At 67.9% G+C, this 19839-nt stretch carries 20 protein-coding genes and 2 tRNA genes; 12 read left to right on the forward strand and 10 right to left on the reverse strand.

Features of this window, described 5'->3' with window-relative positions:
- Positions 1–116: 116 nt before the first annotated feature.
- The 5 genes from gyrB to P5G59_RS12700 all read left to right on the forward strand — a co-directional run bounded on the left by gyrB (position 117) and on the right by P5G59_RS12700 (position 5330).
- On the forward strand, positions 117–2117 hold the full coding sequence (gene gyrB / locus P5G59_RS12680) for a DNA topoisomerase (ATP-hydrolyzing) subunit B (RefSeq protein ID WP_301219353.1): 2001 nt from the start codon (positions 117–119) through the stop codon (positions 2115–2117).
- A 46-nt stretch (positions 2118–2163) separates the two neighbouring features.
- Positions 2164–4716, forward strand: a complete 2553-nt coding sequence (gyrA, locus tag P5G59_RS12685) for a DNA gyrase subunit A (protein WP_301219354.1) — start codon at positions 2164–2166, stop codon at positions 4714–4716.
- The gene (locus P5G59_RS12690; RefSeq protein ID WP_301219355.1) at positions 4706–5119 is read left to right on the forward strand and encodes a DUF3566 domain-containing protein; all 414 of its coding nucleotides are present in this window, start codon (positions 4706–4708) and stop codon (positions 5117–5119) included. The genes gyrA and P5G59_RS12690 overlap by 11 nt, the downstream gene beginning before the upstream one ends.
- Before the next feature lie 50 nt (positions 5120–5169).
- Positions 5170–5246, forward strand: a tRNA-Ile gene (locus P5G59_RS12695).
- A gap of 11 nt (positions 5247–5257) precedes the next feature.
- Positions 5258–5330: transfer RNA gene (locus P5G59_RS12700), tRNA-Ala, on the forward strand.
- A gap of 36 nt (positions 5331–5366) precedes the next feature.
- Here the strand turns inward: P5G59_RS12700 and P5G59_RS12705 are convergent.
- The gene (locus tag P5G59_RS12705) at positions 5367–5834 is read right to left on the reverse strand and encodes an Lrp/AsnC family transcriptional regulator (protein WP_301219356.1); all 468 of its coding nucleotides are present in this window, start codon (positions 5832–5834) and stop codon (positions 5367–5369) included.
- 93 nt (positions 5835–5927) lie between these two features.
- On the opposite strand from P5G59_RS12705, the gene P5G59_RS12710 reads away from it, so the two are divergent.
- On the forward strand, positions 5928–6362 hold the full coding sequence (locus P5G59_RS12710; protein ID WP_301219357.1) for a rhodanese-like domain-containing protein: 435 nt from the start codon (positions 5928–5930) through the stop codon (positions 6360–6362).
- Positions 6363–6369: 7 nt separating this feature from the next.
- On the opposite strand, the gene P5G59_RS12715 is transcribed toward P5G59_RS12710, so the two are convergent.
- Entirely contained in the window at positions 6370–7233 is an 864-nt protein-coding gene (locus P5G59_RS12715) for an Fpg/Nei family DNA glycosylase (protein WP_301219358.1), read from the reverse strand.
- 48 nt (positions 7234–7281) lie between these two features.
- On the opposite strand from P5G59_RS12715, the gene P5G59_RS12720 reads away from it, so the two are divergent.
- Complete coding sequence (locus P5G59_RS12720; protein ID WP_301219359.1) at positions 7282–7701, forward strand: NUDIX hydrolase; 420 nt, start codon at positions 7282–7284, stop codon at positions 7699–7701.
- Here P5G59_RS12720 and P5G59_RS12725 read toward each other — a convergent pair.
- Both P5G59_RS12725 and P5G59_RS12730 read right to left on the reverse strand, forming a co-directional pair.
- Positions 7698–7901, reverse strand: coding sequence for a PspC domain-containing protein (locus P5G59_RS12725; protein WP_301219360.1), 204 nt, complete (start codon positions 7899–7901; stop codon positions 7698–7700). The two genes, P5G59_RS12720 and P5G59_RS12725, sit on opposite strands and share 4 nt — an antisense overlap.
- 64 nt (positions 7902–7965) lie before the next feature.
- Positions 7966–8541, reverse strand: coding sequence for a hypothetical protein (locus P5G59_RS12730; protein ID WP_301219361.1), 576 nt, complete (start codon positions 8539–8541; stop codon positions 7966–7968).
- A 123-nt stretch (positions 8542–8664) separates the two neighbouring features.
- Here P5G59_RS12730 and P5G59_RS12735 point away from each other — a divergent pair, with 123 nt between their 5' ends.
- Together P5G59_RS12735 and P5G59_RS12740 are read left to right on the forward strand one after the other, a co-directional pair.
- Positions 8665–9204: a peptidylprolyl isomerase gene (locus P5G59_RS12735; RefSeq protein WP_301219362.1), complete on the forward strand. Its 540-nt coding sequence runs from the start codon at positions 8665–8667 to the stop codon at positions 9202–9204.
- Positions 9205–9227: 23 nt separating this feature from the next.
- On the forward strand, positions 9228–10085 hold the full coding sequence (locus P5G59_RS12740) for a rhomboid family intramembrane serine protease (protein ID WP_301219363.1): 858 nt from the start codon (positions 9228–9230) through the stop codon (positions 10083–10085).
- A 211-nt stretch (positions 10086–10296) separates the two neighbouring features.
- On the opposite strand, the gene P5G59_RS12745 is transcribed toward P5G59_RS12740, so the two are convergent.
- A complete protein-coding gene (locus tag P5G59_RS12745; protein WP_301219364.1) occupies positions 10297–10557 on the reverse strand; it encodes a cell division protein CrgA in 261 nt (86 codons plus the stop codon).
- 110 nt (positions 10558–10667) lie between these two features.
- On the opposite strand from P5G59_RS12745, the gene P5G59_RS12750 reads away from it, so the two are divergent.
- From P5G59_RS12750 to P5G59_RS12760, 3 genes are read left to right on the forward strand one after another with little or no spacing between them, the layout of a single operon-like run.
- Positions 10668–11429: a class E sortase gene (locus P5G59_RS12750; RefSeq protein WP_301219365.1), complete on the forward strand. Its 762-nt coding sequence runs from the start codon at positions 10668–10670 to the stop codon at positions 11427–11429.
- A 2-nt stretch (positions 11430–11431) separates the two neighbouring features.
- Positions 11432–11590, forward strand: coding sequence for a hypothetical protein (locus P5G59_RS12755; RefSeq protein WP_301219366.1), 159 nt, complete (start codon positions 11432–11434; stop codon positions 11588–11590).
- Positions 11587–12225 carry an anthranilate synthase component II gene (locus P5G59_RS12760; RefSeq protein WP_301219367.1) on the forward strand — a complete coding sequence of 213 codons (639 nt, stop codon included), beginning with the start codon at positions 11587–11589 and terminating at the stop codon, positions 12223–12225. Before P5G59_RS12755 ends, P5G59_RS12760 begins: the two co-directional genes overlap by 4 nt.
- 28 nt (positions 12226–12253) lie before the next feature.
- On the opposite strand, the gene pknB is transcribed toward P5G59_RS12760, so the two are convergent.
- The 5 genes from pknB to P5G59_RS12785 all read right to left on the reverse strand — a co-directional run bounded on the left by pknB (position 12254) and on the right by P5G59_RS12785 (position 19838).
- A complete protein-coding gene (gene pknB / locus P5G59_RS12765) occupies positions 12254–13948 on the reverse strand; it encodes a Stk1 family PASTA domain-containing Ser/Thr kinase (RefSeq protein WP_301219368.1) in 1695 nt (564 codons plus the stop codon).
- 79 nt (positions 13949–14027) lie between these two features.
- Positions 14028–15746: a protein kinase domain-containing protein gene (locus tag P5G59_RS12770; RefSeq protein ID WP_301219369.1), complete on the reverse strand. Its 1719-nt coding sequence runs from the start codon at positions 15744–15746 to the stop codon at positions 14028–14030.
- Positions 15743–17197 (reverse strand): peptidoglycan D,D-transpeptidase FtsI family protein, encoded by a 1455-nt coding sequence (locus P5G59_RS12775; protein ID WP_301219370.1) that lies wholly within the window; start codon positions 17195–17197, stop codon positions 15743–15745. Before P5G59_RS12775 ends, P5G59_RS12770 begins: the two co-directional genes overlap by 4 nt.
- Positions 17198–18604 carry an FtsW/RodA/SpoVE family cell cycle protein gene (locus P5G59_RS12780; protein ID WP_301219371.1) on the reverse strand — a complete coding sequence of 469 codons (1407 nt, stop codon included), beginning with the start codon at positions 18602–18604 and terminating at the stop codon, positions 17198–17200.
- Positions 18588–19838 carry a PP2C family protein-serine/threonine phosphatase gene (locus P5G59_RS12785; protein ID WP_301219372.1) on the reverse strand — a complete coding sequence of 417 codons (1251 nt, stop codon included), beginning with the start codon at positions 19836–19838 and terminating at the stop codon, positions 18588–18590. Before P5G59_RS12785 ends, P5G59_RS12780 begins: the two co-directional genes overlap by 17 nt.
- Position 19839 lies beyond the last annotated feature (1 nt).

Here is a 19839-nt window from a genome sequence, read left to right on the forward strand (position 1 = left end):
AAAGAGGTCGCTCCGGCGAAGAAAACCTCTCAGACGGCCGTTTCTGGGCATTTCCGCCCGCGGCTCTTGGTAGAATGGAGAGTCACTGTCGAGTGCGGTCAGGAGCCTAATTTCATATGACGATGGAACCGAACGGGACCGGCGCAGAACACGAGTACGGCGCGAACGAGATCCAGATCCTGGAAGGTCTCGAAGCCGTCCGCAAGCGACCCGGAATGTACATCGGTTCGACCGGTCCTCGCGGGCTCCACCACCTGGTGTACGAGATCGTCGACAACTCCGTCGACGAGGCCCTCGCCGGCTACGCCGACAACATCGAGGTCACCATCCTCCCCGACGGCGCAGTCCGGGTCGACGACAACGGCCGTGGCATCCCGGTCGATGAGCACCCGACCGAGAAGAAGTCGACCGTGGAGGTCGTGCTCACCATCCTGCACGCCGGCGGCAAGTTCGGCGGCGGCGGGTACGCGGTGTCCGGCGGTCTGCACGGCGTCGGCAGCTCGGTCGTGAACGCCCTGTCGAGCCGCCTCGACGTGGAGGTGCATCGTCAGGGCTTCGTCTGGCGCCAGAGCTACCGCAACGGTGTCCCGCAAGCGCCGCTGGAGCAGGGCGAGGCGTCGGAGCGCACCGGCACGATCATCACGTTCTGGCCGAGCGCGGAGACCTTCGAGACGATCGTCTTCGACTACGACACCCTCCGCACCCGCTTCCAGCAGATGGCGTTCCTCAACAAGGGGCTGCGCATCGCGATCACCGACGAGCGCGCTCCGGAGGTCGAACCCGTCGAGGGCGAGGTCGACGACGAGGTGGCCCCGCGCCACGAGGTCTTCCTCTACGAGCGCGGCCTCCAGGACTACGTGCAGTACCTCAACTCCGCCAAGAAGGCTGAGGTCGTGCACGACGAGATCATCTCGTTCGAGTCGGAGGACACCGAGCGCAAGATCGCACTCGAGGTCGCCATGCAGTGGACGACGAGCTACAACGAGAGCGTCTTCACCTACGCCAACACGATCAACACGCACGAGGGCGGAACCCACGAGGAGGGCTTCCGCGCCGCGCTGACCACCCTGGTCAACCGGTACGCGCGCGAGAAGGGCATCCTCAAGGAGAAGGACGACAACCTCTCCGGCGACGACGTGCGCGAGGGGCTGACCGCAGTCATTTCGGTCAAGCTCTCCGAGCCGCAGTTCGAGGGTCAGACCAAGACCAAGCTGGGCAACACGGAGGCGAAGGCGTTCGTGCAGAAGGTCGTCGGCGATCAGCTCGGCGACTGGTTCGACCGCAACCCGAACCAGGCCAAGGAGATCATCCGAAAGGCCCTGCAGGCGGCGACCGCCCGTATCGCGGCCCGCAAGGCGCGCGAGACCGCCCGCCGCAAGGGCCTCCTGGAGAGCGGCGGCATGCCCGGCAAGCTCAAGGACTGCCAGTCGAAGGACCCGACGGTCTCGGAGATCTTCCTCGTCGAGGGCGACTCGGCCGGCGGCTCGGCGGTCCAGGGACGCAACCCGGAGACCCAGGCCATCCTGCCCCTCCGCGGCAAGATCCTGAACGTAGAAAAGGCACGGCTCGACCGGGCGCTCGCCAACAACGAGGTGCAGGCGATGATCACGGCGTTCGGCGCCGGCATCGGCGAGGACTTCAACCCGGAGAAGGCGCGGTACCACAAGATCGTGCTCATGGCCGACGCCGACGTCGACGGCCAGCACATCACCACGCTCCTGCTGACCCTGCTGTTCCGCTACATGCGACCGCTCATCGAGCTCGGCTACGTGTACCTCGCGCAGCCGCCGCTGTACCGCCTCAAGTGGTCGAACTCGGAGCACGAGTACGTCTACTCCGACCGTGAGCGCGACGCACTGCTGGCCGAGGGCCTCGCCTCCGGCAAGCGCATCCCGAAGGAGAACGGGGTGCAGCGCTACAAGGGTCTCGGCGAGATGGACTACCAGGAGCTGTGGGACACCACGATGAACCCGGAGACGCGCACGCTGCTCCAGGTGACGCTCGAGGACGCGGCGGCGGCCGACGAGATCTTCGCCACCCTGATGGGCGAGGATGTCGAGTCGCGTCGCTCGTTCATCCAGAGGAACGCGAAGGACGTCCGGTTCCTCGACATCTGACGCGCAAGCGACGGATGACGAGCGAAACGACGAGGGAGAGAAGACTGTGACGGACGAGCAGGCCGGCAACAACGAGCAGAGCGAAGGCTTCGGCATCCACGGCAGGATCGATCAGGTCGATCTGCAGAAGGAGATGGAGCGGTCGTACCTCGACTACGCCATGAGCGTCATCATCGGGCGCGCGCTGCCCGAGGTGCGTGACGGGCTCAAGCCGGTGCACCGGCGCGTGATCTACACGATGTTCGACGGCGGGTACCGTCCGGACAAGGCGTTCTCGAAGTGCACCCGCGTCATCGGCGACGTCATGGGACAGTTCCACCCGCACGGCGACGCGCCGATCTACGACGCGCTGGTGCGTCTGGTGCAGCCGTGGAGCCTCCGCTACCCGCTGGCCCTCGGCCAGGGCAACTTCGGCTCCCCGGGCAACGACGGCGCGGCCGCCCCCCGGTACACCGAGACCAAGATGGCTCCGCTCGCGCTCGAGATGGTCCGCGACATCGACGAGGAGACCGTCGACTTCCAGGACAATTACGACGGCCGCACGCAGGAGCCGATCGTCCTCCCGAGCCGCTTCCCGAACCTGCTGGTCAACGGCTCCGTCGGCATCGCGGTCGGCATGGCGACCAACATCCCGCCGCACAACCTCCGCGAGGTCGCGGACGGCGCGCTGTGGCACCTGCAGCACCCGGAGGCCTCCCGCGAGGAGCTCCTGGAGGAGCTGATCAAGCGCATCAAGGGACCGGACTTCCCGACCGGTGCCCAGATCCTCGGCGTGAAGGGCATCCACGACGCCTACCGCACCGGCCGCGGCTCGATCACCATGCGTGCCGTCGTCAACATCGAGGAGATCCAGGGCCGCGTCTGCCTGGTGGTCACCGAGCTGCCCTACCAGGTGAACCCGGACAACCTCGCCATCAAGATCGCCGACCTGGTGAAGGACGGCCGCATCGGCGGCATCGCCGACATCCGCGACGAGACATCGGGCCGCACCGGGCAGCGCCTGGTCATCGTGCTCAAGCGGGATGCCGTCGCCAAGGTCGTGCTCAACAACCTGTACAAGCACACGCAGCTGCAGGAGAACTTCGGCGCCAACATGCTGGCGATCGTCGACAATGTGCCGCGCACACTGTCGCTCGACGGCTTCATCACCGCCTGGGTCGACCACCAGATCGAGGTCATCGTCCGCCGCACGCGCTACCGGCTGCGCAAGGCGGAGGAGCGGGCGCACATCCTGCGCGGCTACCTCAAGGCGCTGGATGCTCTCGACGAGGTCATCGCGCTCATCCGCCGGTCGGCCACGGTCGACGACGCGCGAGAGGGCCTGAAGACCCTGCTCGACGTCGACGACGTTCAGGCCGACGCCATCCTGGCGATGCAGCTGCGCCGCCTGGCCGCCCTGGAGCGCCAGAAGATCATCGACGAGCACGACGAGATCGAGAAGCAGATCGCGGAGTACCACGCGATCCTCGAGGACCCGATGCGCCAGCGCTCGATCATCAGCGAGGAGCTCACCGAGATCGTCGACCGCTTCGGCGACGACCGTCGTACCGAGATCATGTTCGGCTACGACGGCGACATGAGCGTCGAGGACCTCATCCCGGAAGAGGAGATGGTGGTCACCGTCACGCGCGGCGGCTACATCAAGCGCACGCGCAGCGACAACTACCGCAGCCAGCACCGCGGCGGCAAGGGCGTGAAGGGTGCGCAGCTGCGCGGCGAGGACGTGGTCGACCACTTCTTCGTCACCACCACGCACCACTGGCTCCTCTTCTTCACGAACCAGGGACGCGTGTACCGCGCCAAGGCGTACGAGGTGCAGGAGGCCGGCCGCGACGCGAAGGGCCAGCACGTCGCCAACCTGCTCGCCCTGCAGCCGGACGAGGAGATCGCCGAGATCCTCGACATCCGCGACTACCAGGCGGCGAAGTACCTCGTGCTCGCCACCCGCCAGGGTCTCATCAAGAAGACCGCCCTGGAGGAGTACGACACCAACCGCACCGGCGGCATCATCGCCATCAAGCTGCGCGAAGGCGACGAGCTCGTCTCCGCTCTGCTGGTGGAGGAGGACTCCGACCTGCTGCTCGTGTCGCGCAAGGGCATGTCCATCCGGTTCACGGCGTCCGACGAGGCGCTGCGTCCGATGGGCCGGTCGACCTCCGGCGTCATCGGCATGCACTTCCGCGGGGAGGACAGCCTGCTGGACGCGTCGGTCGTCTCCGACGAGGGCTACGTCTTCGTCGTCACCGAGGGCGGCTACGCGAAGCGCACCGCCGCCGACCAGTACCGCCTGCAGGGCCGTGGCGGTCTCGGCATCAAGGTGGCCAAGCTGAACGATGACCGGGGCGACCTCGTGGGCGCTCTCATTGTCGGCGAGGACGACGAGGTCCTTGTGGTTCTTGCCAGCGGCAAGGTGGTACGCTCTGCCGTGGCCGAGGTACCCGCCAAGGGCCGTGACACCATGGGTGTCGTCTTTGCACGTTTCGCCGAGTCGGACAAGATCATCGCACTGGCGAAGAACACCGAACGAGACCTCGAATCCTCTTCTCTCGCGGAGGATGATGAGTCCGTCGGGAAGGATGAAACCGTAGATGAGCACTAGCGTCGCCGAGAAGCTCGCCAAGAAGTCGTCCCGTCGACCCGCGTCCGCAAAGCAGGTGCGGCTCAAGCTGGTCTACGTCGACTTCTGGTCCACCGTGAAGCTGTCGTTCCTCGCGGGTATCTGCCTCGCGATCATCGCGATCGTCGGCACCTTCCTGATCTGGACCGTGCTCGACCGCACCGGCATCTTCGACCAGGTGAACAGCCTGTTCAAGGACATCTCGGGCGCCGGCGGCAGCGACCTCCGCTCCATCCTCGGCCTCGGCCAGGTCATGGGCTTCTCACTGATCGTGGCCATCCTGGACATCGTCGTGGTGACCGCGCTGGGCGCCGTCTTCGCGCTGCTGTACAACCTGTCTGTGAAGATCACAGGCGGCCTGCTGGTCGGTTTCACCAACAACTGACCGATTTCGCAATGCTCGGGCAGATCGGGTAGTCTCGTATCTGCCCATTCGGGGATATAGCTCAGGCGGTTAGAGCGCTTCGCTGATAACGAAGAGGTCCGAGGTTCAAGTCCTCGTATCCCCACCATCCACTCACTCGGGGCCTTAGCTCAGTTGGTAGAGCGCCTGCTTTGCAAGCAGGATGTCAGGAGTTCGAATCTCCTAGGCTCCACATCTCACCGAGGCGAGTGCTGCTCCGCGGTAGCGCTCAGGCGTCCAGTGGCGGCACGATCGGACGCGTCGGGAACGGGCTCGAGTACGAGACGCTCGTGGTCACACTGCCGAGGGCGCCGACCCGGCCGCTGATCTGCTCCAGGTGCCGCATCGACGTCGCGACCACCTTGATGATGAAGCAGTCGTCGCCGGTGACGTGGTGCGCCTCGACCACCTCCGGGATGTCGGCGAGCAGGTCGTGCAGCGGCTTGTACTGGCTGCTGGGGTAGCGCAGCCGGAGGTACGCCAGGATGCCGTAGCCGAGACGCTCGGGATCGACCACTGCGCGGTAGCCGGAGATGATGCCGGCCTCCTCGAGCCGTCGCACGCGTTCGGCGACCGCGCTGTTCGACATGTGGACGGTGCGAGCCAACTCGGCGATCGACTGGCGGCCGTCGCGCTGAAGCTCGGCGAGCAGGGTGCGGTCGGTGCTGTCGACGGCGTTCGTGGGATTGACGGCCATGGCGCGATTCTTCCACGAGATCGACGGCGATCTGTCACGAACGCCGTCGAACCTCCCTTCAGCCGAGGCCCCCGCTTTTCTACGCTCGTGGGTATGGACACCGACACCAGGGAAGCCGCCCGCCACTTCGCCGCGAAGCTCCGCTTCGAGACCGACCCCTCCGACGTCAAGGCCGCGATGGATGCCGCCGAGCGTTTCGTGCTCGTGGACACCCGTGGCGAGGCGGCCTGGCGGCAGGGACGCGCCGAGGGCGCGATCCACCTCCCGACCGCGGACATCGAGCGCCGCGCAGCGGAGCTGATCCCGGCCGACCTCCCTGTGGTCGTCTATTGCTGGGGACCGGGCTGCAACGGGTCGACCCGCGCCGCGTTGGCGTTCAGCCTGCTCGGCTACGAAGTGCGGGAAATGATCGGCGGCTTCGAGTACTGGGCCCGCGAGGGGCTGCCGGTGGTGGACGACGAGGGGCCTGCGACCCGTCCTGCGGACCCGCTCACCGCGCCGCTCGGGGCGATCGTCTGCGACTGCTGAGCCGGCGCTACTTGAGCAGCCGCGAGAGCACCCGATCGGCCAGCGGCTTGCCGCCGGTCTGACAGGTCGGGCAGTACTGGAAGGTCGAGTCGTGGAAGATGACCTGCCGGATCGTGTCGCCGCACACCGGGCACGGCTGACCGGTGCGGCCGTGCACCCGCAGGTTCGACTTCTTCTCGCTCTTCAGCTCGGACGCGGCGAGACCGTCGGCGCGGGCGAGCGCCTCGCGCAGGGTCGACTGCGTCGCCTCATAGAGGCGCGCCACATCCTCAGCCGCCATGTTCGCCGGCTTGTACGGCGACATCTTGGCGACGTGGAGGATCTCGTCGGAGTAGGCGTTGCCGATGCCGGCGATCAGCGACTGATTGCGCAACACACCCTTGATCTGCGCCCGGCCCTGCCCGGCGAGGATGCGGGCGAAGGCCTCCTCGGTGAAGGCGGGGTCGAGCGGATCGGGACCGAGGCGGGCGATGCCCGGCACCTCCGCCGGTTCGTGCACGACGTAGATCGCGAGGCTCTTCTTCGTGCCGGCCTCGGTGATATCGAGTCCGGAGCCGTCGTCGAGCACGAGGCGCGCAGCGAGCGGTCCTTTGCCCAGCCGGCCGGTCGGCGGGGGAGGAGGCTTGTCGCGCCAGCGGATCCAGCCGGCGCGGGCCAGATGGATGACGACGTGCAGGTCGCCCGCGGCGATGTCCAGGAACTTGCCGTGCCGGGTGACGCCGCCGATCGTCAGACCATGGAGGGCATCAGCGGGAGGATCGAACGTCTTCAGGGCAGAGAAGGCGACGATGCTCAGCCTGTCGATGACACGACCCTTCAGCCGGCCGTCGAGGTCGGCTGCGAGAGCGGTGACTTCCGGAAGTTCGGGCATCACCCCCAGTCTGCCCCTCACCACCGACATCGGCAGTAGGGTGATGCGATGGATATCAGAGTCGCCGCCTACGGAGTGATCACGGAGGGCGACCGCATCCTGCTGGCGCACTGGAACGAAGGCGGCAAGTCCGGGTGGACGCTCCCCGGCGGTGGCATCGACCCGGGTGAGGACCCGGCCGACGCGCTCCTGCGCGAGATCACGGAGGAGACCGGCTACCTGGCCGAAGGCGGCGAGCTGCTCGGGATCGACTCCAAGGTCATCCCGGCCGAGCACCGGTTCGTCGCCGACGCGGGACCGCTGCATGCGCTGCGCATCGTCTACCGCGCGCGGGTGGTCGGCGGGACGCTGACGAACGAGCGCGACGGGAGCACCGATGAGGCGGCCTGGTTCGCGCTGACGGCCATCCCGAACCGGCGGGTCGAACTCGTCGACATCGCCCTGCGGATGGCCGGGCTCCGCGACTAGACGGTCGCCGGCGCCTGCTGCCTCTCACCGGGGATGATGATCCACATCGCCAGGTACGCGATGAACTGAGGGCCGGGGAGCAGGCACGACAGCAGGAAGATCAGGCGCACCGTCCACGGACGCAGGCCGAAGCGGTTCGCGAGCCCGGCGCAGACGCCGCCGATGATCCGGCCGTTCAGGGGACGCATGAGTGTGTTCATGCCTCCAGCGTCTCAGCGCGCGCGGAAGCGCACTATCGGGGTAACCCCCGAAAGAACCCTGGGGTCAGAGCTCGGCGCCGGACGCCGGAGCAGAAGAAGACGCCGGAGTCGTGGGCTCCTCGTCGGCGACCCAGAGCTCGTCGTCGGCACGGAACGTCTGCCAGACCGCGTAGAGCACGCCGACCGCGGCGACGATACCCACGACGATCGCGACGACGCCGCCTGCACCGGGACCCGACTTCTTCGGGGTCGGCTTCTTGGTCAGCTGCTTCGCGGCCTTCGAGAAGTCGCCCGAGAAGGCGGCGGCCCGAGCGGCCCGCGCGTGGTCGACCACCGAGAGGGCCGTCCCGACGGCGGTGCCGACGGCCGGGATGACGTCGCCGACGACGCGCTCGCGCGCAGCACCGGCATACCGGCTGGCCGTGGACTTGGCGGTCTCGGCGGCGGGACGCACATAGGTGTCGTAGCCGTCACGGACGCGCGGCGCGATCTCCTCGCGTGTGTAGTAGGCCGCCTGCTTGCGCGCCTCGGCAGCCAGGGCGTTGGCGTTCGCCAGCACCTCCTGCTGCTGGGTCCACAGGTCCTCGGCTCCGCTGCGCAGTCGCTTGAGCTCCTTCTTGCGCTTCCGTGTCAGGCTCATCTGTTCCTCCGTTGCGTCGGGGTGGCGACTGACTCCATCTTGCCACCGAAAGGGCTGAGGATGGCCCGAGAGGTCATCTCGCCCTCCGGAGTCCTCTATACGCCCTGTGCAAGAATTGGTGCCATGTCTAAGCACACCGCTGTCGCCACGCTCCACACTAACTACGGAGACATCAAGGTCAACCTCTTCGGCAACCACGCGCCGAAGACGGTCCGCAACTTCACCGGGCTGGCGACCGGCGAGATCGAGTGGACGCACCCCGCCACCGGCGAGAAGACGAACACTCCTCTCTATGACGGTGTGATCTTCCACCGCATCATCCCGGGCTTCATGATCCAGGGCGGCGACCCGCTCGGCCAGGGCGTCGGCGGGCCCGGCTACCAGTTCGACGACGAGATCAACCCGGAGCTCGACTTCACCCAGCCGTACATGCTCGCCATGGCGAACGCCGGCATCCAGGGCGGCCGCGGCACCAACGGCTCGCAGTTCTTCATCACCGTCGGCCCGACCACCTGGCTGCAGGGCAAGCACACCATCTTCGGCGAGGTCGCGGACGACGCGTCGCGCCGGATCGTCGACAAGCTGGCCGAGGTGCCGACCGACGCGCGCGACCGGCCGCTCGACGACGTCGTGATCGAGTCCATCGACATCGAGCAGGTCTGAGAGAGGGCGGGCGAGCAGCACAGATGACTCAGCCCGTCGACTCGCGCGCCGGCTACTGCTACCGGCACCCGGACCGCGAGAGCTACGTGCTCTGCCAGCGGTGCGGACGCACCATCTGCGGGGAGTGCCAGACGCCCGCCGCGGTCGGCGTGATCTGCCCGGAGTGCATGGCGCAGCAGCGCGCGACCCATCCGCGGACCAAGCCCGCGTGGCTGACGCGCATGACCGGTGGCGGCGCACCCGTGGTGACCTACGTGATCATCGCGATCTGCGTCGCCGTCTTCATCGTGCAGACCATCGGCGACCTCCTCGGCCTTCAGGTGACGAACGCCCTGCGGTACGCGGGTGCTTACTCCTACCCTTCGGCGGTCACAGGGCTGTCCTTCGAGCCCTGGCGGATGTTCACCAGCATCTTCGCGCACGCCAACATCCTGCATCTGCTGCTGAACATGTACACGCTGTGGGTGTTCGGTTCGGCGCTCGAGCCGATGCTCGGCCGTGCCCGCTATCTGGCCCTTTTCCTCATCAGCGGGTTCGCCGGGTCTCTCGGCGTTCTGCTGATCGCGTCGCCGGTCGTGCCGGTCGTCGGCGCGTCCGGCGCGATCTTCGGCCTGTTCGGCGCCTTCCTCATCATCCAGCGCCGGCTGGGTGGCAACGCGACCCAGATGCTGGTGCTCCTGGCGATCAACCTGGGCATCGGGTTCCTCCCCGGGTTCAGCATCGCCTGGCAGGCGCACGTCGGCGGACTCGTCGGCGGCTTCCTCGTCGGTCTCATCTACGTGGAGACGCGGCAGCCGCAGCGGCGGCGCTGGCAGCTGCCGCTCCTGGTCGTGCTGTGCGTGGTGTTCGTCGCGCTGAGCCTCATCCACTTCTTCGTGTAGTTCCCACACCTCGTGGATAAGTTATCCACAGGCTTATTAACACTGTGGGTAATTACACGGTTGTAACTCTCCACAGGCTTATTAACACTGGGGAAACCGCGCGGGAACGCGCGGCGACTATCCACATGGAGCCTGTGGAGAACTGTGGACAAACGAAAACCCGGGCCGGCAGTGGGCCGACCCGGGTCTCGGGATGTCGTGGGTGGCGGCGTCAGCGCCAGCGAGTGGTCATCAGGAAGCCGATGAAGGCGATGCCGAAGCCGACCAGGATGTTCCAGGCGCCCAGCGCGGGAATCGGGTACTGGTTCTGGCTGACGTAGAAGACGATGATCCAGACCAGGCCGAGCAGCATGAAGCCGAACATGACCGGCTTGAACCAGACCGGGTTCGGCGCGTCCTCTCCCGAGGCCGCCTGGGGGCGCTCCGCGCGCGCCGGGCGCTCGATCCGGGTCTTCGACTTGCTGCGTGCCATAGCACCACAGTGTAGCGGGGAAGCCCCTGGGGTTCCTGATGCCCCCGAACGGGGGATAGGCCTGTGGACAACTGTGACTCTTCCCAGCGGACCTCTCTAGAATCCACCACATGACCACCACCCGACCCCGTGCGCGACGGCCGCACCGCCGACCCACGGTGCTGGGGGTCGCCGGCGAGGTGCTCATCACCGCGGGCGTGCTCGTGCTGCTGTTCCTCGGCTGGCAGGTGTGGTGGAACAACCTGGTGCTCGCAGGCCAGCAGACCACCGCGGCGGCGCAGCAGAGCCAGAAGTGGATCGACGACGCCATGAAGGTGCCGAAGCCGAAGCCCGACACGACCACGGCGCAGGTCGATCCGCCCGTGCTCGCGAAGCCGGCGCCGTACGAGCCGTTCGCCGTGATCTACGTCCCGCGCCTCGGCGCCGACTGGAAGCGCACGATCCGCCAGACCGTCGACACCGAGCGCGTGCTGAACAGTTACACCGCGGGCGTCGGTCACTACATCGACTCGCAGCTGCCCGGGCAGGTGGGCAACTTCGCGGTGGCCGGTCACGACTCGGGCTGGGGCAACACGTTCATCGACCTGTCCAAGCTGCACATCGGCGACCGCATCTACGTGCAGACGAAGGACGGCTGGTACACCTACGTGTTCCGCAACTTCGAGTACGTGCAGCCGTCGGCCGTCCAGGTCCTGCTGCCGGTGCCGCGCCAGCCTCAGGCGACGCCGACCGACCGGCTGATGACGATCACGACCTGCAACCCGCCGTTCCACGCGGGCGAGCGGCTGATCGCGTACAACGTGTTCCAGTCGTTCGCGCCGCCGCAGGAGATACCGAGCGAGATCGCCGCGGCGGTCGGGCAGGGAGGCTGACCGTGTACGGAGCGTTGTGGCGCGTCCTCCCGGGCCCTTGGTGGGTCCGGCTGCTCATCCTGCTCATCCTGATCGCGCTGGTGCTGTTCGCGCTCGTCACCTGGGTGTTCCCCTGGGTGGATTCGCTCCTCGGCCCGCAGGAAGGTACCGTGGGGCCGTGACCCGCGTCCTCGTCATCGACAACTACGACAGCTTCGTATACACGCTGAACGGCTACCTGCGCGAGCTCGGGGCCGAGACGGTCGTCGTGCGCAACGACGACATCGCGACGGACGACCTCCCCTCGACCCTGGCGGAGTACGACGCCGTGCTGGTCTCGCCCGGACCGGGCAAGCCCGCGGACGCCGGCGTCTCCATCCCGGTCGTCGAGCAGGCGCTGAAGACCGGACAGCCGCTTCTGGGCGTCTGCCTCGGGCACCAGGCGATCGCGGAGGCGTTCGGCGGCGTGGTCACCAACGCCGAGGAGCTCATGCACGGGAAGACCTCGCAGGTCACCCACGACCAGAGCCCGCTCTTCGACGGCGTCGCGCAGCCGTTCACGGCCACGCGCTACCACTCGCTCGCCGTGGTCGACGGCACGCTGCCGGACGAGCTGAACGTCACGGCGCGGACCGCCGGCGGGGTCATCATGGCGCTGCAGCACCGGGAGGCGCCGATCTACGGCGTCCAGTTCCACCCCGAGTCGGTGCTGACCGAGGGCGGCTACCGGATGCTCGGCAACTGGCTCGAGGTCGCCGGGCTCGCCGGAGCGGCCGAGGCCGCGCGTGCCCTCAACCCGCTGGTCAAGCTGGGCTGAACAGGCCCGCTCCTCGCGGAACGAGGGGTCAGCCCGAGCAGTAGGTCAGGTCGACCGTCGACCCCTGAGGCACGTCCCCGGGCGACAGCGACTGCGTGTGCACCATCGTCGCGCCCTTGTCCTGGGGACAACTGGGGTCCGGCTTCGGGTTCGCGGTCAGGCCCAGCTGCGACAGGATCCCTGTCGCCGCCTGGATGGTCTGACCGGTCAGGTCGGTGAGGGTCACCTTGCCGCTGGAGACGTGCAGCCCGATCGCATCGCCCTCGTGCGCAGACGCGTTGGCCGCCGGATCGGTCGAGATGACGACGTTGGCCGGGACCGTGGACGAGTTCTCCGACGTCGTCGGGCCGACAGTGAGCCCGGCCTGCTGCAGGGCCTGAGTGGCCGCGTCGACCGTCATGTTGTGCACGTCCGGCACGGAGACGGTCTTCTTGCCCGAGGAGACGTAGAGCGTGATGGTGTCACCGGTGGCGACGACGATCCCGGCCCCCGGGTCGGTGCGCACGATCTCGCCCGCCTGGTACGTCGGGCTCGACTCCGTGCTCTGCACCCACTTCAGCTTCATCGAGTCGAGCTCGGCCGTGGCCTTCTCGAGCGTCTGGCCGGAGAGGTTCGGGACCTTGCGCGAGGTGTCGGGCATCGTCGTGCTGGGCGCGAGCCGCAGCACCCAGGCGAGCACGGCGACGATGACGACGGCCATGATCGCGATGCCGGCCCAGACCCAGATGACGGGTGGGCGCCGCTGCGTGCGCGTCATGGTCTGGTCCTCGGCGAGCTGCCGGAATGCGGCCTCCGGGCCGGACACCTGGCTCGGCGGCGCACCGAACAACGTCTCTGCGAGCTCGTCCTCGTGCTTCCGCTTCGGAACCCGGCCCGCTGCGGCCTCTTCGAGGTCGGCGCGGAACTCGGCGACCGTCTGGTAGCGCTCGAAACGGTCCTTGGTCATCGCGCGCGCGACCACGACATCCATCGCGGGGGAGACCTTGGGGTTGACCGTGCTCGGCGCGACAGCGGTCTCGCTCACGTGCTGGTACGCGATGGCCACCGGGGTGTCGCCGCGGAACGGCGGACGCCCGGTGAGCATCTCGAACAGCACCACGCCGGTGGAGTAGAGGTCGGTTCGCGCGTCGACGGACTCGCCCTTCGCCTGCTCCGGCGAGAAGTAGCTGGCGGTGCCGAGCACCGCAGTGGTCTGGGCGACGGTCGCGGACGAGTCGCTGATGGCGCGGGCGATGCCGAAGTCCATCACCTTCACCTGCCCGGCCTTCGTGATCATCACGTTGCCCGGCTTGATGTCACGGTGCACGACCCCGGCGCGGTGCGAGTACTCGAGCGCGGTGAGGATGCCCTCGGTGATGCGCACGGCCTCGCCGACCTCGAGCGGGCCCTTCTTGATGAGGTCCTTGAGCAGCACGCCGTCGACGTGCTCCATGACGATGAACGGCAGCTGCGCTTCGTGGCCGTTCGGCTCGCGGACGGTCTCCTCGCCGGCGTCGAACACGCGCACGATCGTGGGATGCGTCATGCGCGCGGCCGCCTGCGCCTCCTGACGGAAGCGGGTGCGGAACGCGGGGTCCGTCGCGAGCGACGGCTTGAGCAGCTTGATCGCGACGGTGCGCCCCAGCCGGGTGTCGGTACCGCGGTGAACGTCGGACATGCCGCCCCGGCCGATGAGTTCGCCCACCTGATATCGGCCTGCGAGCAGGCGGCTATCTGGGCTCAATGCGGACTCCTTCTCGGTGCTGACTCCGGCTAGTGTAGCGGTGCCTTTCTGGGTATCTCCCCGGGCGCGACGGCGCGGGTCAGGGCTTGCTCGCGCCGCCTCCGCCTCCGCCGCCGGGCGTCGGGGTCGACGAGACGACCTCGTACGAGAGCGGCTTCGACTGGTCGGACTCGACCGATTCGCCGCAGAAGATCGTGTAAGTGAGCTGGTAGGTGCCGGCGGAGCTCGGCGACCAGATCATCTTCGTGTCGTTGACCGGGGTCTGCGGCTGGCCGTTCACGTACAGGCGGCGACCGACGAGGCTCTGGCCGGCGGGGCAGGTGGCGGAGCCGAAGTTGACCGTGATCTGCGAGTTCGGCGTCCCCTGACCGGAGGGCGGGTTCGCGGTCACCGTATCGGTCGGCGTCTGGATGGGCGCCACGGGGCCGTAGACCTTGACCGTGATGGTCGAGCCCTTCGGTACCGGTCCGGTCGGGTTGACCGAATACACCTTGTTCGCCTGGTCCTGCGTGGTCGCGGCGTTCCCCTGCGACACGTCGGCGACCATCCCGAGGCCCTGCAGCTTGTCGCGCGCCTGGTCGGCGGTAAGGCCGAGGAAGTCGCTCTCGGTGATCTGCACGGTGTTGCTCGTCGGCGTGGGCGTCGGCTTCGGCGTGCTGGTCTGCGTCTGCGTCGGGGTGTTCGACGGGGTCGGGCTGGGCGCAGGCTTCGGCTGGGCGACCAGCGCGATGATCGTGCCGATCAGCACGAGCGCGAGCAGCGCGATGAGGGCGATCAGCGGCCAGGTCCAGCGGCTCCGCTTGCGCTCCTCGACGGGAGGCTCGGCCTGCTCCTCCTCGACCGCCATCGCGGCCGTGGCGGGGAGGACGGTGGTCGCCTGGGTCGGCGCTGCGCCGGGCGACTGCATGAGCACGGTCGCGGCGTCGGTAGCCGCTGCGGCGCCGAGGATCGCGGGAACGGACGCGGCGGCGGCGCGCACGTCGCCACGGCGGAGGGCCTGAGCGGCGCGCGCCAGGTGGGCGGCGGACGCCGGACGGTCGGCCGGGTTCTTCGCGATGCAGGCGAAGACCAGGTTCCGCACGGGCTCCGCGACGGTGGCGGGGAGCTCCGGCGGCGCCTCGTTGATCTGTGCCATGGCGATCGCGACCTGCGACTCGCCGGTGAACGGACGGCGACCCGCGAGGCACTCGTACGCGACGATGCCGAGCGAGTAGATGTCGGTCGTCGGCGAGGCGGGGTGGCCGGAGGCCTGCTCGGGGGAGAGGTACTGGACCGTCCCCATGACCTGGCCGGTCGCGGTGAGCGGCACCTGGTCGGCGATGCGGGCGATGCCGAAGTCGGTGATCTTCACCCGGCCGTCCGGCGTGATGAGCAGGTTACCCGGCTTGATGTCGCGGTGCACGAGGCCGGCCGCGTGAGCGGCGTGCAGCGCTGCGGCCGTCTGGGCGACGATGTCGAGCGTGCGGTCGGTGCTGAGGACGTGCTCGCGCTCCAGGATGCTGGAGAGCGCCTCGCCGGGCACCAGCTCCATCACCAGGTAGGCGCTGCCCTCCTCCTCGCCGTAGTCGTAGACGTTGGCGATGCCCTCGTGGTTGACGAGGGCGGCGTGGCGGGCCTCTGCGCGGAAGCGCTCGAGGAAGCCGGGGTCGCCGAGGTACTCGTCCTTCAGGATCTTGATGGCGACGGTACGGCCGATGACGAGGTCCGTGGCCTGCCACACCTCGCCCATACCGCCGATCGCGATCCGCGACTGCAGCTCGTAACGTCCCCCGAAGGTGAGCCCTGCTGTGGGTCTCATTTATTCAGCACCGCCTCTAGTACTTTCCTCGCGATCGGAGCGGCGATGGAGTTACCCGTGCCGCTCTGACCCTGTCCACCGCCATTTTCGACAACTACCGCCACAGCGAACTCGGGATCGTTCGCCGGCGCGAAACCGGTGAACCACAGCGTGTACGGGTCGTTCTCCCCGTTCTGCGCCGTCCCCGTCTTACCGCCGACCTGGACCCCACTTATTCTTGCATTGCTCGCCACGCCGTGATCGACGCCGTCGACCATCATCTGCTTGATCGTGTCCGCGTTCTGCTGGCTCATCGGGCGTGAGAACTCCTTGGGCTGGAAGGCCTCGGTCGTCTGCATGTCCGCCGAACGGATGGAGTCGACCAGGTTCGGCGTCATCAGCGTGCCGCCGTTGGCGACCGCCGCCGACACCATCGCCATCTGCAGCGGGGTCGCCCTGTCGTCCTTCTGGCCGAACGAGCCGAGCGCGCGCTCCGCGGCGTCGGGGTAAAGCGGGTACACGCTCTTCTCAACCGGGATCGGGATGCTGAGCTCCTGGTTGAACCCGAACTTGTCGGCCTGGTCCTTGATGACCTGCGGCTTCAGCTGCATCCCGAGCTCGGCGAACGGGATGTTGCAGGAGAGGATCTGCGCGGTGGCGATCGAGACGGTCTCGCCAGGGCCGCAGGTGGTCAGGGAGTCGTTCTTCACCACGGTCGGCGACCCGGGGAGGGGCAGCGAGGCCGGGTTGGGGAGCTGGCTGTCCTTCGTGTAGTCGCCGGTGCCGAACGCGGTCGCGCTCATGACGGGCTTGAATGTCGAGCCCGGAGGGTTCAGATTGCCGCCGATGGTGCGGTTGATGAGCGGGTCGCCCTTGGCGTCGAGCAGCTGCTTGTAGTTCGCGTCCACCGTGTCGCCGTCGTGCGAGGCGAGCGTGTTGGGGTCGTAGGTGGGCTTGGACACCATGGCGAGGATCTTGCCGGTCTTCGGCTGCAGGAGCACGACGGCGCCCTGGTAGTCGCCGAGCGCGTCCCACGCGGCTTGCTGCGCGACCGGGTCGATCGTCGTCTCCACCGTGGCGCCCTGCGGACTCTTTCCGGTCAGGATGGCGTTGATGCGGTCGAAGAACTGCGAGTTCGACGAGCCGCTCAGCTTGTCGTTGAGCGCACCCTCCAGCCCTGTTGCCTCTCCGTTGATCGGGAAGAAGCCGGTGACCGCCGAGTACAGCGGGCCGTTGCTGTACACGCGCTGCCACTTGTAGACGTCGTTCGACGGCACGGACTGCGCGATCGGCTGCCCGGCGACGAGGATCGCTCCGCGCTGCGCCTGGTAGCTGTCGTTGAGCGCGCGGGTGTTCCTGGCGTCGGTGCTGAGGCTGTCCGCCTGGAAGACCTGGAGGATCGACGTCGACACCAGCAGCGCCAGGAACATGGCGACCACGATCGTGCTCACCCGTTTGATCTCACGGTTCATCTAGCTCACCACCAGCCGGGGTTGATTGCGGACGGTGTCGGACAGGCGCAGCAGCAGGGCCACGATGATCCAGTTCGCCACCAGCGACGAGCCGCCGGCCGCGAGGAACGGCGTCGTCAGACCGGTCAGCGGGATGACGCGGGTCACGCCGCCGATGACGATGAAGCACTGCAGGGCGACCGTGAACGACAGGCCGACCGCGAGAAGCTTGCCGAAATCGTCCTGGCCTGCGAAGCCGATGCGAAGGCCGCGCGCCACGAACACCAGGTACAGCGCGAACAGGGCGAACAGGCCGGCGAGGCCGAGCTCCTCGCCGAGGCTCGCGATGATGTAGTCGCTCTGCGAGACCGGGGTGATCCAGGGCTGGCCCTGACCGAGTCCGGTGCCGATGAGGCCGCCGTGCGCCAGCCCGAACAGGCCCTGGACGAGCTGGAAGCTGCCGCCCTGCGCGTCGTAGACGCCCTTCGAGAACGGCGTGAGCCAGTTGGCGAAGCGGTCGTGGACGTACGGCAGCAGCTGGCTGGCGACGACAGCGCCGCCGACGATCAGCAGCAGACCGAGGATGACCCAGCTGATGCGAGCCGTGGCGACGTAGAGCATGACCAGGAACAGGCCGAAGATCAGCAGACCGGTGCCGAGGTCGCGCTGGAACACGATGACGGCCATGGCCATCAGCCAGACGACCAGCAGCGGACCGAGGTCGCGGGCGCGCGGGAACCGGATGCCCAAGAACTTCCTGCCGACCACCGACAGCGACTCGCGCGTCTGCACCAGATAGCCGGCGAAGAACACGGCGAGGCACAGCTTTGCGATCTCGCCGGGCTGGAAGCTGAACGGCCCGATCCCGATCCACACCCGGGCGCCGTAGATCTCCTTGCCGATGCCCGGGAGCATCGGCAGCAGCAGGAGTACGAGCGCCGCCAGGCCGAAGAGGTAGGTGTAGCGCTGCAGGATGCGGTGGTTGCGGATGACGACGATGACGGCGATCGCGCAGATGATGGCGATCGCGCTCCAGACGATCTGCTTGACGCCGGCGCTGTCCCATCCCGCGTCCTTGTAGTGGATGTCGATGCGGTAGATCTCGGCGATGCCGATGCCGGTCAGCAGCGTGGCGATGGGGAGCAGGAACGGGTCCGCCTGTGGGGCCACGAAACGGAGCGCGATGTGCATCCCGACGACGAGTGCCGACAGGCCGGCGCCGAGGTAGACGAGCGTGAGGTCGACGTGCCCGAGCGCACCGAGCTGCACGAGCACGACCGCCGCCGCGTTGATGCCGCACGCGATCACCAGCAGGAACAGCTCGAGGTTGCGCAGCTTGGCGGGAAGGCGCAGCCGTTTCACCGGCCCGGTGGCGGTCCGGGGCGGCCTGGCCTGCTGGCGCGCGGCTGTTCTACTGTCCGCGGGCATCGTTCAACTGCTCCACGATGTTCTTGGCCGACTGCAGGTCGTCGGCGTTGATGGTCTGCTCCACCTGCTGCTTGTCGTACTCGGGCAGGCGGTCGACCTGCACGTCCGACTCCTCGTACAGGTGCGAGAGGCTGATCGGCCCGATGCCCTGCTGAACGCCCTGGTAGATGGCGACGTGCCCGTCCGGCGACTTCCCGACGTAGTACCGTGACTGCGTCCACTGGTACCCGAAGAAGATCGCGAGCACGATCGCGACCACGAGCACGATGAGCCCGATCATCCAGGTGAGGCGCCGGCGCCGCACGCGGCGGGCGTCCTCCTCGATCAGCTCGTCGAGGTAGTCCTCCGACTGCGGCTCGAAGTGCGTCGGACCGGTGGCCGGACGGATGGGGTGCAGCCGGAGGGCGGGGAGGCGCGAGGCACGCGTCGTGGGCTTCGGCTCCGATCCGAACTGCAGGGGAGAAGCGGCCGAGCCGACGGTGACCGGCTCCTTCATCACGTCGCCGCGACTCGTGTCGCCGATGTCGAGCACCACAGCAGTGACGTTGTCCGGAGCGCCGGCGTCGAGGCTCTGCTTCAGCAGACGCTCGGCGACCTGCCTCGGGCCGTCCTTGGACGCGAGCGCCGCCTGCATGTCGTCGTGCTTGACGACACCGCTCAGGCCGTCGGAGCAGATCAGCCAGCGGTCGCCGGGGCGCGTGTCCAGCGTCCACGTGTCGATCTCCGGAGAGGCGTCAACATCGCCGAGCACGCGCATGAGTACCGAGCGGCGCGGGTGGACCATCGCCTCCTCCTCGGTGATGCGCCCGCTGTCGACGAGCCGCTGCACGAAGGTGTGGTCTGTGGTGACCTGCTTCAGTTCGCCGTCCCGGAACAGGTAGATGCGGGAGTCGCCGATGTGGGCGAAGGCGATCTCGTCGCCGACCCGGACCATTGCGCTGACCGTGGTCCCCATCCCGGTGAGCTCGGGGTGCTCGAACACGGTCTCGGCGAGCAGCGAGTTGGCTGCGATCAGGGCCGACTGCAGGGCGAACTCGGCCTCGCCGGCGGTCTCGTACTCGCGGTCGGCCTCCCGGATGCGGGTGACCGCGATGGCGGAGGCGACGTCGCCCCCGGCGTGACCGCCCATCCCGTCGGCGACGACGAACAGGTCCCTTCCGGCGTAGCCGGAGTCCTGGTTGTTCGAGCGGATCTTCCCGACATGGGAGATGGCCGCCGCCTTGTTCGCCGCCACC

The organism is Leifsonia virtsii, assembly GCF_030433675.1.
GTDB classification, from domain to species: Bacteria; Actinomycetota; Actinomycetes; order Actinomycetales; family Microbacteriaceae; genus Leifsonia; species Leifsonia virtsii.

Coding starts and splice junctions, on each gene's coding strand:
- P5G59_RS12740 (WP_301219363.1), top strand. CDS start 9,228: ATGACTCAGCCCGTCGACTCGCGCGCCGGCTACTGCTACCGGCACCCG.
- P5G59_RS12710 (WP_301219357.1), top strand. CDS start 5,928: ATGGACACCGACACCAGGGAAGCCGCCCGCCACTTCGCCGCGAAGCTC.
- P5G59_RS12750 (WP_301219365.1), top strand. CDS start 10,668: ATGACCACCACCCGACCCCGTGCGCGACGGCCGCACCGCCGACCCACG.
- P5G59_RS12730 (WP_301219361.1), bottom strand. CDS start 8,541: ATGAGCCTGACACGGAAGCGCAAGAAGGAGCTCAAGCGACTGCGCAGC.
- P5G59_RS12725 (WP_301219360.1), bottom strand. CDS start 7,901: ATGAACACACTCATGCGTCCCCTGAACGGCCGGATCATCGGCGGCGTC.
- gyrB (WP_301219353.1), top strand. CDS start 117: ATGACGATGGAACCGAACGGGACCGGCGCAGAACACGAGTACGGCGCG.
- P5G59_RS12735 (WP_301219362.1), top strand. CDS start 8,665: ATGTCTAAGCACACCGCTGTCGCCACGCTCCACACTAACTACGGAGAC.
- P5G59_RS12745 (WP_301219364.1), bottom strand. CDS start 10,557: ATGGCACGCAGCAAGTCGAAGACCCGGATCGAGCGCCCGGCGCGCGCG.
- P5G59_RS12775 (WP_301219370.1), bottom strand. CDS start 17,197: ATGAACCGTGAGATCAAACGGGTGAGCACGATCGTGGTCGCCATGTTC.
- P5G59_RS12780 (WP_301219371.1), bottom strand. CDS start 18,604: ATGCCCGCGGACAGTAGAACAGCCGCGCGCCAGCAGGCCAGGCCGCCC.
- P5G59_RS12770 (WP_301219369.1), bottom strand. CDS start 15,746: ATGAGACCCACAGCAGGGCTCACCTTCGGGGGACGTTACGAGCTGCAG.
- P5G59_RS12720 (WP_301219359.1), top strand. CDS start 7,282: ATGGATATCAGAGTCGCCGCCTACGGAGTGATCACGGAGGGCGACCGC.
- P5G59_RS12715 (WP_301219358.1), bottom strand. CDS start 7,233: ATGCCCGAACTTCCGGAAGTCACCGCTCTCGCAGCCGACCTCGACGGC.
- P5G59_RS12705 (WP_301219356.1), bottom strand. CDS start 5,834: ATGGCCGTCAATCCCACGAACGCCGTCGACAGCACCGACCGCACCCTG.
- P5G59_RS12690 (WP_301219355.1), top strand. CDS start 4,706: ATGAGCACTAGCGTCGCCGAGAAGCTCGCCAAGAAGTCGTCCCGTCGA.